The organism is Cellulomonas sp. RIT-PI-Y (assembly GCF_025642745.1).
In the GTDB taxonomy this organism is placed as follows: Bacteria; Actinomycetota; Actinomycetes; order Actinomycetales; family Cellulomonadaceae; genus Cellulomonas.
Genome location: NZ_JANZKP010000075.1, coordinates 1 through 13187, shown reverse-complemented (window position 1 = coordinate 13187; position 13187 = coordinate 1). Strand labels below are relative to the sequence as shown.

The following is a 13187-nucleotide window of genomic DNA, read 5'->3' as shown; positions in this document are numbered from 1 at the left end:
GGGTCCCCGGCATCCGGGACCGGCTGCTCGGTGGGGGCGGTCTCGCCGCGCAGCCGCCCGGTGCGGTCGTACCCGCCGGGCTCCTCGTCGGCGGCGACCTCGACCACCCGGTCCTCCGGGGGCAGCCCGGACAGCACCCGCATCTGGTCCAGGAGGTCGGCGAAGGCCGCCTCACCGGTGGACACCCGCGGGGGGTCCTCCGGTGCCGCCTGGCTCGGGACCGACTCCAGTGCCGGCGCACCGTCCGCGGCGTCCGCGGCGGCGAGCAGCGCGTCCATCCCGGACAGGCCGGGGGTGCCGGACTGGGCCGCGAGCGCCGCCCGGCGCGCACGGAGCGACGGGGCGGGGGCGGCCGCCGGGGTGTCCGGCACGTCGATGGTCAGCTCGTAGCGTTCCCGGGCGAAGAACCCGGCCAGTCCCCCGGTGCGCACCCGCTCGGCGCGGACGATCCGGGCCGCCGGGCCGAACTCGGCGCGGACCTGCCCCATCAGCTCCGACAGGTCGGAGCCCTCAAGCAGCAATCGCGTGGGCACCGCTCACCGTCCCGACCGTCTCGATCCGGACGCCGCCGCCGGTCACCTCGGAGTAGGAGAGCACGGCGAGCCGGTCGGTGCCGGGTCCGCCGAGCAGCATCACCTTGTGCAGGGCGGGGCGCAGCGCCGGCGCGCAGACCAGCACGACCGTCCGGCCGGTGGCCTCCGCCTCGGCGACGGCGAGCCGCAGTCGCTCCAGCATGGCCTCCAGCCTGCTCGGGTCCGTGACGATCTGCACGCCGGTGTCCGAGGGCCGCAGCGCCTCGACCATCTGCTGCTCCCAGACCGGGTCCAGGGTGAGCACCCGGAGCACGCCGTCGGTCACGTACTGGGCGGCCAGGGCGGGGCCGAGCGCGCCACGGGCGGCCTCGACCAGGCCCTCGGGGTCGGTGGACGCCTTGGCCTTGAGCGTCAGCGCCTCGTAGATCCGGCCCAGGTCGCGGATCGGCACCTCCTCGGCCAGCAGGCCCTGCAGCACGCGCTGGACCTCGCCGAGGGACATCAGGCCGGGGATCAGCTCGTCGACCACGGAGGGGTTGACCTGCTTGACCCCCTCGGTCAGCACCCGGACGTCCTCACGGCCGAGCAGCCGCGGGGCGTTGCGGGTGATGATCGCGCCCAGGTGGGTGATCAGCACCGACACTCGGTCGACCACGGTGGCTCCGGCCATCTCCGCGGCGTGCCGCAGCTCGGCGGGGACCCACTTGCCGGGCAGGCCGAACACCGGCTCGACGGTGGCCTGGCCGGGCAGCGCGCCCAGGTCGTCGCCCAGGGCCAGCACCTTCCCGGACGGGGTCTCGCCCCGGCCGACCTCGACGCCGGAGATCCGGACCACGTAGGTGGAGCGGGGCAGGTCGACCGAGTCGCGGGTGCGGACCGGGGGCACCACGATGCCGAGCTCCATCGCGATCTTGCGGCGCAGGCCGCGCACCCGGTGCAGCAGATCCTGCTCCGGGCCGTTGCCGACCAGGTCGACCAGGTCCGGGGCGAGCAGGATCTCCAGGGCGTGCACCCGCATCTGCTCGATCAGTGCCTCGGGGGTGTCCGAGTTGGCGGGGGCGGCGGTGGCCGTGACCTGGGCGGCCTGCTCGGCGGCGGCCTCCTCCTTCTTCTGGGCGGAGCGGACCCGCTGCGCCAGCACGATCAGCGACGCACCGACCAGGACGAAGGGCAGCTTGGGCATCGACGGCAGCAGGGCCAGGGCGATGGCACCGCACCCGGCGATCATCAGCGCCGACTGCGACTGCATCAGCTGCTTGCTGGCCGCGGTGCCCATGTCGCCCTCGGCGGTGGCCCGGGTGACGACGATGCCGGTGGACACCGACAGCAGCAGCGCGGGGATCTGGGTGACCAGACCGTCGCCGATGGTCAGCAGGGAGAACTTCTCCAGCGCCTCGTTGATCGGCAGGCCCATCTGGACCATCCCGATCACGATGCCGCCGATCAGGTTGATCAGCGTGATCACGATGCCAGCGATCGCGTCGCCCTTGACGAACTTGGAGCCACCGTCCATCGCACCGTAGAAGTCGGCCTCGGCGGCGACGTCCGCACGGCGCTTGCGGGCGGTGTCCTCGTCGATCAGGCCGGAGTTCAGGTCGGCGTCGATCGCCATCTGCTTGCCCGGCATGGCGTCCAGGGTGAACCGGGCGCCGACCTCGGCCACCCGCCCGGCACCGTTGGTGATCACGACGAACTGGATGACCACCAGGATCAGGAAGATCACCAGGCCGATGACCAGCGAGCCGCCGACCACGAAGTGCCCGAACGCGTCGATCACCTGGCCGGCGAACCCGTCGCGCAGCACCAGTCGGGTGGACGCGACGTTCAGCCCGAGCCGGAACAGGGTGAACACCAGGATCAGCGACGGGAAGACGCTGAAGTCCAGCGGGCGCTTGACGTACATCGCGGTCAGCAGGATCACCAGGGAGGCGGTGATGTTGATCGCGATCAGCACGTCCAGCAGGGCGGCGGGCAGCGGCACGACCAGCAGCAGGACGATACCGACCACGCCCACCGGGACGGCGAGCTGGGAGATCGAGCGGTTCTTCATCGCGGGTTCCTTCAGGCGGCGGTCTTGGCGTCACGGAGGGCCTTGCGGGCCGCCGCGGGAGTGGTGGGGACGTCCTCGGGGGCCACGGAGCCACCGGGGATGACGTGCTTGCCCATGGCCGCACCGCGGCGCTTGAGCTGCATGACGAAGGCGAGCACCCGGGCCACCGCGGTGAAGAGGTAGGCCGGGATCTCCTGGTCGATCTCGCAGGCGGCGTGCAGGGCACGGGCCAGCGGGATGTCCTCGATCATCGGGATCTGGCGGTCGACGGCCTGCTCGCGGATCTTGGCGGCGACCGCGCCGGCGCCCTTGGCGACCAGCCGGGGCGCACCGGTGCCGGGCTGGTAGCGCAGCGCCACGGCGACGTGGGTCGGGTTGACCACCACGACGTCGGCGTCCGCGACGGCGGCCATCATCCGGTTCCGGGACATCGCCATCTGCTTGGACCGGATGGCGCCCTTGATGTGCGGGTCGCCCTCGGTGCGCTTGTTCTCCTCCTTCAGCTCCTGCTTGGACATCCGGGTGTGCTGGCGGTTGCGGCGCATCACGACGACCACGTCGATGACGGCCAGCAGCACGCCGGCGGCGATGCCGAGCCGGAGCAGCTGGGTCACGCCGTCGCCGGCGGTGCCCAGGATGTGCTGGAGCGGGATGGTGCCGGAGACCATCAGCTTGGGCAGCAGTCCCTGGACCACGGTATAGAGCACGAAGCCGACCACCGCGGTCTTCATCAGGGTCTTGGCACCCTCCCACCAGGACTGCTTGCCGAACAGCCGCTTCATCCCGTTGACCGGGTTGAACTGCTGGGTCTGCGGCTTGAACTTCTTGACGTGCACGCCGCCCTGGGCGACCGCGGTGATCAGCACCGCGATCACCACGACCGCGAACATCGGGGTCAGGGTGCCGACGACGGTGCCCAGGCCGTCGAACAGCAGCTGGGTGACCGTGCCGGCGTCCGGGTCGGCGATCGCGTCCGAGATGGCGGACATCTGGTCGCGGGCCGCGTCGGCGGCGTTGTTCGCCACCATCGGCAGGGTGATCGCGGCGGCGGCCAGGCCGATCCAGGCGGACAGGTCGGTGGACCGGGAGAGTTTGCCCTCCTTGTGCACCTCCTTCATCCGCTGGGCGGAGGCCTTCTCGGTCTTCTCCCCGGACTCGTTGCCGCCGCTCATTCCGGGACCCCCGCAGGGCCGGGCGCGCAGCGGGCGACGCTGCGGTACGTCCTCATGCCGCCACCCCCAGCAGGGTGTCGACGGCGTCGTTCACCAGTCCGTTGATCACGCCCGGCATCGCCAGGTAGACGAAGCCCGCGAAGGTCACGGTCATCAAGATCTTCAGCGGGAAGCCCAGCGCGAAGGCGTTCAGCGCCGGGGACACCCGGGTCAGCAGGCCGAGGCCCACGTCGGTGAGGAACAGCACCGCGAGCAGCGGCCCGGCGATCTGCAGGGCGGCCAGGAACATCTGCCCGAGGCCGGTCGACGCCGCCGAGGCCATCGCGGCCAGATCCAGCGAGGACCCCAGCGGCAGCGCGTCGAAGGAGCGGGCCATGCCGGCGATCAGCACGCCGTAGCCGCCGGAGGCGAACAGCAGGGCCAGCGCGGTCCACTGGTAGAGCTTGCCGAACTGCGCGCCGGAGGTCTGGCTCATCGGGTCGAAGGCCTGGGCGAGCTGGAAGCCGCCGAACAGGTCGATCAGGCCACCCGCCGCCTGCACCGCGCTGAACACCAGCGACACCAGGAACCCCAGACCGCCGCCGATCACCACCTGCATGACCAGCTCGCCGAGGAACTGGCCGGTGGAGGCGATCTCGTGCTGCTCCAGGCGGGGCAGCACCGCGAGCGCGAGGCCGACCGACAGCATCGCCTTGACCCGGCCCGGGATGCCGCGGTGGGCGAAGGGCGGGGCGATGACCAGGAAGGCGGCGAACCGCACCCCGGCCAGCATGGCGGTCTGCACCGCGGCCAGCGGCAGCGTGATGTCCATCAGCCCAGCAGCTCCGGGATCCGGCCGAACAGCTGGTCGGTGAAGGTGACGATCTCCGCGATCATCCAGTGCCCGCACACCAGCAGCGCGACGGCGGCGCCGAGGGCCTTGGGCACGAAGGAGAGCGTGACCTCCTGGATCTGGGTGACCGACTGGACCAGGGACACCGCGAAGCCGATGACCAGCGCGGTGATCAGCACCGGGGCGCACAGCTTGGCGGCGACGATCAGGGCGTCGAGGCCGATGTCGAGGACGGCGGCGGTGTCCATCAGCCACCGCCCGTCGCGGCGCCGATCAGGGCGGTGACGATCAGGCCCCACCCGTCGACCAGCACGAAGAGCAGCAGCTTGAACGGCAGGGAGACCATCACCGGCGGCAGCATCATCATGCCCATGCTCATCAGCACCGAGGAGACGACCAGGTCGATCACCAGGAACGGGATGAAGATGACGAAGCCGATGATGAACGCGGACCGCAGCTCGGAGAGCATGAAGGCCGGGATCAGGGTCAGCATCGGCACGGTGTCCGGCGACTCCGGGTTCGCCTGGTCGGCGGCCCGGGTGATCAGCGCCAGGTCCTCCTGGCGGGTGTGGCCCAGCATGTAGTCGCGCAGCGGGGCCGACCCGGCGTCGATCGCCTGCTGGAAGTCGAGGGTGCCGTCCAGGTAGGGCTGCACGCCCAGGTCGTTCACCTGGCTGAGCACCGGCGCCATCACGAACAGCGACAGGAACAGCGCCAGTCCGGCGATCACCTGGTTCGGCGGGACGCCCTGCAGGCCGAGCGCGTTCCGGGTCAGGGACAGCACCACGAAGATCTTGGTGAACGCGGTCATCATCAGCAGCAGCGACGGCGCGATCGACAGCAGCGTGATGCCGATCAGCACCACCACCGAGCTGGACGGGGTGCCGTTCACGCCGTTGACCGAGACCGAGACCGAGCCGGTGTCGGTCGGGTCGACCGGGGCGACCGGGGCGGTCGGCTCCACCGGCGGCACCGGGGCGGCGTGGCCCGCCGTGGCGGCCAGGGTGAGCAGCAGCAGCGCGACCAGCACGGCACCGACGGCGATCAGCACCAGGCGCGGCGCGCGGCGACGGGCGACGGTCCGCAGCTCGCCGGTCAGGACGGTGGCGCTCATCGGCGCACCGTCCGCTCGCGCAGGGCGGAGACCGCCTGCTTCCAGGTGGACGGCGCCAGGATCGAGCCGTCCAGCGAGCCGCTGTTCACCGCGACCGGCTCGGCGGCCGGGGCGAGGTCGGCGGGGTCGATGTCGGCGACCTGGGCGCCGGCCAGACCGGGCACCGCGGTGTGCTCACCGGGCGACGGCTGGGTGGGGATCAGCCGGGCGGCGTTGGTCAGCGCCGAGTGGGCGGCGACCAGCGCGGCCGTGGCGGCAGCGGACGGCATGACGCCGTCCGGCGCGGCGACGGCCGGGGCGGGCGCCTCCGCCTCGACGGCCGCGAGGGTCGACGCGAAGTCGTCGGCGGGCAGTGGCGCCGGGGCGGCCTTGCGCCAGGAGAACAGCGGCTTGGCGGCCCGGGACGGCTCGACCTCGGCCGGCTCGTCGACGGCGGCCACCGCGTCCAGCTCGCTGAGCATGGTGACCTGCTGCTCGCCGAAGCCGACCAGCAGCCGGCGCTCGCCGACCGCCAGCACCGCGACGCCGGCGTGCCGGCCCAGTGCCTGACGGCCGACCACCTCGATCGCGGGGCCGGTGGCCCGACGGCCGCCCTTGCCCCACCCGGCCTTGCGCGCCACGACCCAGATCAGGCCGAGCACGCAGGCCAGCGCCAGCGCGGTCCGCGCGGCGAGCACCAGAGTGTCCATGAGCGGCGTCAGCCCTGCGTCTCGTCGCCGCGGGCGATCTCGGTGATCCGGATGCCGAACTCCTCGTCGATCACGACGACCTCACCGCGCGCGATCAGCTTGCCGTTGACCATCACGTCGGCCGGGCTGCCCGCCGCGCGGTCCAGCTCCAGCACGGCGCCCGGGGTCAGCTCCAGCACCTGGCGGACCGGCAGCTTGGTGCGGCCGAGCTCGGCGGTAAGGGTCATCTCCACGTCGTAGAGCACGTTCAACGAGGCGCGCTGGGTGGGCACGCCACCGGCCTGCGGGGTCGGCTCGGCACGCAGGCGCAGCGCGAACCAGGCCTGGGCAGTGCCGTCCTCGCCGGTCAGCGCGACCAGCGAGGCGTCGGGGGCGAGCGCGGCGGAGACCGGCTCGGTCCGGGCGGACTCCAGCACCCCGGCGCCGAGCTCGGCGACCGCGGCCTCCAGGGCCGGGCGGAGCGCGTCGGCCAGGTCCAGCGCGGTGCCGTCGGGGGCGCCGGCGGTCAGGGCGTCCCGCACCGCCTGGTCGGCGACCAGCAGCACGTCGGCGCTGTTCGGCCCGACGAAGCTGGCGACCACGGCGATCGCGTCGGCGGCCGGAGCCTGACCGGCGGGCGCGGGGGACGCGGTCAGCGGGGTGGCGGCGGGCAGGAACCGGGCGGCGGCGGCCGCGGCGGTCAGCGCGACCGCGCCGGTGTCGGCGATGGTCTGGGCGTTCATCAGTGCTTCTCCTCGACGGTGACGACCATGCAGGCCAGGCGGGAACCGTTGTTCCCGGCGGCGGCCCGGGCCAGGACCACGCCGTCCACCACCACATCCAGCGGCTGGGACGACGGGTGGGACAGGGGGATGACCTCGCCCACGGCCAGGTCGACGACCTGTCGGGGGCGGACGGTGACCGGCGCGAACCGGACGGCGAGCTCGACCGGCACGTCCTCGACGGCGGCCTCCAGATCGGCGACCGCGGACTCGTGGGCCCGCTGGTCCTCGTCGGAGCGACCCGAGGTGCCGTCGCCGGCGCGCACGGCGCCCAGCAGCAGCTCGGCGGGGAACATCACGGTGGCGACGTCCTCGCGCTCACCGATCCGCTGCGTGAACGAGGCGACCAGCACCGCGTCCGAGGCCGGGACGACCTGCACGAACTGCGGGTTGTACTGCACCGAGCGCACGGTCACCTCCAGCGGCATCAGCGCGGCGAAGGCGTAGCCCAGGTCCCCGAGGGTGGCCTGCATCAGGCCGCGGACCAGGGTGAACTCGATCTCGGTGAGCTCGCGCTCCTCGGCCTCACCGGTGCCGGGGCCGCCGAGCAGGAAGTCGATCCAGTTCATCGTGGTGCTCAGCGGCAGCTGGACCACGGCGGTCTGCCGGGTCTGCTCGACGGTGCAGAGCATCATCGTCGTGGTGCCGGGCAGCGAGCGGACGTACTCGTCGTAGGAGGTGAGCGTCAGCTGGTCGAAGGTGACCTGGGCCATCGCGCGCAGCCGGGCGGTGAGCTGGTTGCCCCACTGGCGGGCGAAGGTCTCGAAGGCCATCTCCAGCACCCGGGCGTGCTCGCGGGCCATCGTCATGGGCCGGCGGAAGTCGTAGGGCTCGGGGGCGTGCGTGCGCCGCCTGGAGCGTGCGGGGGTCTGCCCCGGGGTGTGGACCGTCACGCTGTCCCCCATCGGCCCGGGTGAGGGCGTGTTGAGGGGTCGACGGCATGAGTCCGCAAGGTCGTCCAGTTCAGCCTGGTTCGTCCTCGTGATCCACGGCTCCTGCCCTCCATGGGCCGGTCCTGCTCCGTGGCGATGCGGCGCCCTCCGTGGCGCCCCGACTGCGGGTGCGAGCTGCGGTCAGCTCACTGCGTGACGTAGTTCGTCAGGTAGACGTCCATCACCTCATCCGGGTAGGCGGCTTCCAGCTGGTGCAGGAACTCGGTCTTCAGGGCGTCGCGGCTGGTCGGGTCGGAGACCTGGGCCATCGTCTGGCCGGAGTACAGCTCGATCGCGATGTCCACCGCCTTGGAGGTGTCCGGCGCCTCCTCGCCGACCTCCTCGGTGAGCTGCAGAGCGAAGCCCAGGCGCAGGTAGTGCCCGTCGGCCAGGTTGACGCTGATCGCGTCGACCGTGGCGACCGCGCCCGCGACGTGGGTGGGCTCGGGCTCGGCCGCCGCCTCGCCGCCGCTGGGCTTGAGCACCAGGAAGTACGCTGCCGCGCCGCCGATCACGACCACCGCGGCCAGGATCAGGATCAGCAGCTTCTTGGACTTCTTCTTCGGCTCCTCGGCGGCCGGCTCCTCCTTGGCGGGGGTCCCGCCGATCTTGCCGCCGCCGATCTTCTGGCCGCCGCCGATCACACGCTGCTCGATGGGCATCTCACCCCTCCGTTCCGTCGGCCGCCACGGTGGGCAGCAGGGCGCGCACCGTCTCCGGCGCCGCGCTCAAGATCACGATGTCCACCCGCCGGTTGGCGGTCATGGCGTCCTGGCCCTCACCGAGCACCAGGGGCCGGGTGTCGCCGAAGCCGGTGGCCTGGCCCCGGGCGCCGGGCAGTCCGTCGACCTCCACCAGACGCCGGAGCACCTGGGTGGCACGGTCGGAGGACAGCTCCCAGTTGGTCGGGTAGCGGCCGGACACCGGGATGGTGTTGGCGTGCCCCTCGACCGCGATCTGCTCGTTCAGGCCCACGATGGTCGGCGCGGCGTTGTCCAGCACCGCCTGCGCGGTCGGGGTCAGCTGCGCCGAGGCCGGGGCGAAGAACACGTCGTCGGCGACCAGGCCCAGCACCAGCCCGCGCTCGTCGATCCGGAACCGGACCGTGCCGTCCAGACCCTGGGCGGCCAGGGCGGCGGTGATCGCGGCCTGGACCTCCTCCAGGTGCGCGGCCTCGGCCTGGGCGGCGGCCAGCGTCGCGGCGTCCACCGAGTCGGCCGGATCCGGGTTGGTCGCCGGGTCGGCGGCCTGCAGGCCCAGTCCCTCGTCGGCGTCCACCACTCCGGCGGTGCCGACATCCGGGGCGTCCGCGGCGGCCGAGGTGCCGTCCATGATCCCGTCGGAGCCGTCCAGCACGGACTGGCTGATCGACCCGTCCCCGAACCCGGCGGCCAGCGACTGCTTGAGCTGGACGTACTTGTCCTGGTCGACCTGGGAGATCGCGAAGAGCACGATGAACAGCGCCATCAGCACGGTGATCATGTCGGAGTAGGACACCAGCCACCGCTCGTGGTTGACGTGCTCCTCCTCCTCGTGACCGCGACGACGGCCCTTGGCGGTGTGGCTCATGCCGCTTCCTTCGCGGCGGGCTCGTCCGGCAGCAGGCTGCGCAGCCGCTCACCGACCAGGCGGGGGTTGGCCCCGGCCTGCACGGCCAGCAGGCCCTCCAGGGTGACCTCCATCTGCTGGCACTCCAGGTCGGAGAACCGCTTGATCCGCGCGCCGATCGGCAGCCAGACCACGTTCGCGGACAGGATGCCCCACAGGGTCGCGACGAAGGCCGCGGCGATCGAGTGGCCCAGGCTGGACGGGTCGGAGAGGTTCTCCAGCACGTGCACCAGGGAGATGACGGTGCCGATGATGCCGATGGTCGGCGCATAGCCGCCCATGTCGGCGAAGTACTTGGACCAGACCTTCTCCCGGGACCGCTTGGTGGCGATCTTGTCCTCGAGGATCAGGCGCAGGTCGTCCGGGTCGGTGCCGTCGATCGCGGCCTGCAGTCCGCCGCGCAGGAACGGGTCGTCGATGTCCTTGGCGGCGTCCTCCAGCGCCAGCAGGCCCTCGCGCCGGGCGCGGTCGGCCAGCGACACCAGGGTGTCCACGGTGGTGGAGGGGTCCGGGACCTTGTTCATGAACGCACGGGGCACGGCGGCGAAGGACGCGATGACGTCCTTGATCGTGTGTCCGGCGATGCCCACGCCGATCGTGCCGACCCAGACCAGCAGCAGCGGTGCGGGCAGGAAGATCGACATCGGGTCGGCGCCCTCCATGAGCAGCGCGCCGAAGATCGCGCCGAAGGCGACGACCAGACCGATGAAGCCAGCGGGGTCCATCAACGACTCCTGGGACGGAGGGGAACGGGATCGGCGAGCGGGGTGCGGTCCTCGTCGTCCGCCGGGTCGGAGCCGGTCTCCGGGGCGTCCCGGACCAGCTCGACGGCGGGGGTCGGGTCCGCCTGGATCTCCTGGGCTCGCGCCAGCAGATGCGCGCGGTGCTCGTTGACCCGCGCGATCACCTCGGCCATCGACTCCCGGACGATGTACTTCGTCCCGTCGATGAGGGTGAGGATGGTGTCCGGTGCGCTGTCCACGCGCTGGAGCAGGTCCGGGTTGACCCCGAACTGGGCCCCGTTCAAGCGCGTCACGACGATCACGGCCGTATCCCATCCCTGGTGGTTCGATGCGGTGTACGCCGGATCCTCCGGACGTACCGCGGTGGCCCTTCCGTGGGCCGTTCACTCGATCTGATCGGCCGCCGGAGGCGCGGTCTGAGCGCTTCCGGCGGCCGAACGGGTCACCGCTTGAGGTTCACCAGCTCCTGCAGCACCTCGTCCGAGGTGGTGATGACCCGGGAGTTCGCCTGGAAGCCGCGCTGGGCGATGATCAGCGAGGTGAACTCGCTGGACAGGTCCACGTTGGACATCTCGAGCGCACCACCGGCCAGCGAGCCGCGGCCGCCGGCACCGGCCACGCCGACCTGCGCGTCACCGGAGTTGACCGAGGAGCTGAACAGCGAGCCGCCGGACTTCTGCAGACCGGCCGGGTTGGTGAAGTTGGCCAGCGCGATCCGGCCGATGGCCTGCTTGAGACCGTTGGAGAACGAGCCGGTGATGGTGCCGTCCGCGCCGAGCTGGAAGGACTGCAGCGTGCCCGCGGAGCGACCGTTCTGGGTGCCGGTGGCGACGGTGTCGACCGAGGCGTAGCCGGTGATGGTGGACAGGTCCACCGCGACGCCGCCCAGGGTGAAGGACCCGGTGGAGGTCAGCTTGCCGTCGGCGTCGAAGGTGACCGCCTCGGGGGTGCCGGTGGCCGGGTAGGTGTTCGTGCCGTCGGTGGCGGACATGGTCCAGCCGGTGGCGCCCTTGGTCAGGGTCAGGCTGATGTCGCGCGGGTTGCCCTGGGCGTCGTAGACCTCCAGGTCGAGGGACTTGGTGGTGCCCTCGGCGGCGTCGGAGGGCAGGTTGCCGACGAACGAGCCGGTGGTGCTGGCCACGGCGCCCATCACGGTGCCGGCCGGGACCTTGAGGTCGGTGACCGGGGCGTTGGTGTCGATGACGCCGTTCACGGCCATCCAGCCCTGGACCAGCGCGCCGTCGCCCGGCAGGGTCATCTGGCCGGTGGAGTCGAAGTCGAAGGACCCGGCGCGGGTGTAGAAGGTCTCCGCGCCCTTGCGCACCACGAAGAATCCGTCGCCCTGGATCATCATGTCGGTGCTGCGGCCGGTCAGCTGCGAGGCGCCCTGGGTGAAGGACGTGGTGATGCCCGCGACCCGGACGCCCAGGCCGACCTGGGCCGGGTTGGTGCCGCCGGTGCCCTGCTGGGCGGCGCCCGCGCCGGTGACCAGCTGGCTGAGGGTGTCCTGGAACTGGGTCTGCGAGGACTTGAAGCCGGTGGTGTTGACGTTGGCGATGTTGTTGCCGGTGACGTCGAGCATCGTCTGGTGCGAGCGCAGACCGCTGATGCCGGAGAACAGAGAGCGGAGCATGGTGGGATCCCTTCGGGTGGGTCAGGACTCGGAGTCGTCGGTGGCCGGGAGCTCGGTGGGCCCGCCCGGCGTGGCGACGAAGGAGACGGAGTTCAGGCTGATCTGCTTGTCGCCGACCAGGACGACCGGCACGGAGCCGGAGTAGGAGACACCGGTGACGGTGCCGTTCTGGGTGGTCTTGTCCTCGTCGGTCCAGGACACCTGCTTGCCGACCAGGTCGGCCGCGGACATCCGCATCTGCAGCGCGAAGGTCTCCCGGGCGGTGGCGGTCATCTCCTCCAGCGACTCCATGGTGGAGAGCTGGGTGGTCTGCGCCATCATCTGCGAGGTGTCCATCGGGCTGGACGGGTCCTGGTACTTCAGCTGGGCGACGAACAGGTTGAGGAACGCCTGCCGGTCCAGCTCGTTGGAGGCGGTGGTGGTCGTCGAGCTCCCGCTCCCGGCGGTGTTGTCGGTGATGTAGCTGACGTCGATCGACATGGGCTGCTCCTCAGACCAGGAGGTCGAGCCCGCCGGCGGCGGACGCGAGGCGGACGGTGGGCGTGGACTCCGGCTCGACGTCGCCGCCGGCGGTGGTGGTCCCGGTGGTGCCGAGGCCCGGGGAACGGGTGGCCTGCTGCGAGGCGCCACGGTCGTCGGCGGAGCCGCTGCCCGGGTCACCGAGCTGGACGTCCGAGGACAGACCCGACTGCGCCAGGTCCCGGCGCAGGTCCGGCAGGGCGGCCCGCAGCGAGTCCCGGGCGGCGTCGGTGGCGCCGACCAGCTCGACCCGCACCGACTCCGGGCCGATGTGCGCGACGACCTGGACCTTGCCGAAGTGCTCCGGCGTCACGGTGAGGCTCAGCACGTGGCGACCGGGGCCGGCCGCCTTCAGACCGGGCAGCTGCTCGGCGATCTTCCCCGCCAGCTGGTCGGCCAGCGGCGCAGCGGTCTCCCGGGTCGCCGCGGCGGTCGGCAGTGCCACGGAACCGACCTGCACGGTCGCGGCCGCCGGGGCGGTCGGGGCGGTGGCCGGTGACTCCTGGGGGGCGACGGCGGCGGCGGGCGCGGCGGTCGGCCCGCTCGCGACCGGCACGACGACCGCCTGCGGGGCGACTGCCTTCCCGGTGGCGTCGGCCGG

16 protein-coding genes are annotated in these 13187 nt (G+C 72.1%); all 16 read right to left on the bottom strand.

Features of this window, described 5'->3' with window-relative positions; genetic code table 11:
• A partial coding sequence (locus OGL89_RS16075) for a hypothetical protein (protein ID WP_263121181.1) occupies positions 1-533 on the bottom strand: 533 nt, incomplete at its 3' end.
• Positions 511-2583 (bottom strand): flagellar biosynthesis protein FlhA, encoded by a 2073-nt coding sequence (locus OGL89_RS16070; RefSeq protein ID WP_263121180.1) that lies wholly within the window; start codon positions 2581-2583, stop codon positions 511-513. The genes OGL89_RS16070 and OGL89_RS16075, both read right to left, overlap by 23 nt.
• Before the next feature lie 11 nt (positions 2584-2594).
• The gene (locus OGL89_RS16065; RefSeq protein WP_263121179.1) at positions 2595-3755 is read right to left on the bottom strand and encodes an EscU/YscU/HrcU family type III secretion system export apparatus switch protein; all 1161 of its coding nucleotides are present in this window, start codon (positions 3753-3755) and stop codon (positions 2595-2597) included.
• Between the two features lie 52 nt (positions 3756-3807).
• Positions 3808-4566 (bottom strand): flagellar biosynthetic protein FliR, encoded by a 759-nt coding sequence (locus OGL89_RS16060; RefSeq protein ID WP_263121178.1) that lies wholly within the window; start codon positions 4564-4566, stop codon positions 3808-3810.
• Positions 4566-4835, bottom strand: a complete 270-nt coding sequence (locus OGL89_RS16055) for a flagellar biosynthetic protein FliQ (protein WP_263121177.1) — start codon at positions 4833-4835, stop codon at positions 4566-4568. The genes OGL89_RS16060 and OGL89_RS16055 overlap by 1 nt, the downstream gene beginning before the upstream one ends.
• Positions 4835-5701 (bottom strand): flagellar type III secretion system pore protein FliP, encoded by an 867-nt coding sequence (fliP, locus tag OGL89_RS16050; RefSeq protein ID WP_263121176.1) that lies wholly within the window; start codon positions 5699-5701, stop codon positions 4835-4837. The genes OGL89_RS16055 and fliP overlap by 1 nt, the downstream gene beginning before the upstream one ends.
• Complete coding sequence (locus OGL89_RS16045) at positions 5698-6390, bottom strand: flagellar biosynthetic protein FliO (protein ID WP_263121175.1); 693 nt, start codon at positions 6388-6390, stop codon at positions 5698-5700. Before OGL89_RS16045 ends, fliP begins: the two co-directional genes overlap by 4 nt.
• An 8-nt stretch (positions 6391-6398) precedes the next feature.
• A complete protein-coding gene (gene fliN, locus OGL89_RS16040) occupies positions 6399-7112 on the bottom strand; it encodes a flagellar motor switch protein FliN (protein WP_263121174.1) in 714 nt (237 codons plus the stop codon).
• The gene (locus tag OGL89_RS16035) at positions 7112-8044 is read right to left on the bottom strand and encodes a flagellar motor switch protein FliM (protein ID WP_263121173.1); all 933 of its coding nucleotides are present in this window, start codon (positions 8042-8044) and stop codon (positions 7112-7114) included. The genes fliN and OGL89_RS16035 overlap by 1 nt, the downstream gene beginning before the upstream one ends.
• Positions 8045-8229: 185 nt before the next feature.
• A complete protein-coding gene (locus OGL89_RS16030; protein WP_263121172.1) occupies positions 8230-8745 on the bottom strand; it encodes a flagellar basal body-associated FliL family protein in 516 nt (171 codons plus the stop codon).
• A 1-nt stretch (position 8746) separates the two neighbouring features.
• Complete coding sequence (locus OGL89_RS16025; protein ID WP_263121171.1) at positions 8747-9652, bottom strand: flagellar motor protein MotB; 906 nt, start codon at positions 9650-9652, stop codon at positions 8747-8749.
• Complete coding sequence (locus tag OGL89_RS16020) at positions 9649-10416, bottom strand: motility protein A (protein WP_263121170.1); 768 nt, start codon at positions 10414-10416, stop codon at positions 9649-9651. The genes OGL89_RS16025 and OGL89_RS16020 overlap by 4 nt, the downstream gene beginning before the upstream one ends.
• Positions 10416-10736, bottom strand: a complete 321-nt coding sequence (locus OGL89_RS16015) for a flagellar FlbD family protein (protein WP_263121169.1) — start codon at positions 10734-10736, stop codon at positions 10416-10418. Before OGL89_RS16015 ends, OGL89_RS16020 begins: the two co-directional genes overlap by 1 nt.
• 140 nt (positions 10737-10876) lie before the next feature.
• Positions 10877-12067: a flagellar hook protein FlgE gene (locus tag OGL89_RS16010; protein ID WP_263121168.1), complete on the bottom strand. Its 1191-nt coding sequence runs from the start codon at positions 12065-12067 to the stop codon at positions 10877-10879.
• 21 nt (positions 12068-12088) lie between these two features.
• On the bottom strand, positions 12089-12547 hold the full coding sequence (locus tag OGL89_RS16005; RefSeq protein ID WP_263121167.1) for a flagellar hook capping FlgD N-terminal domain-containing protein: 459 nt from the start codon (positions 12545-12547) through the stop codon (positions 12089-12091).
• A 10-nt stretch (positions 12548-12557) separates the two neighbouring features.
• Positions 12558-13187 (bottom strand): flagellar hook-length control protein FliK (locus OGL89_RS16000; RefSeq protein WP_263121166.1); only part of this gene is annotated, 630 nt, incomplete at its 5' end.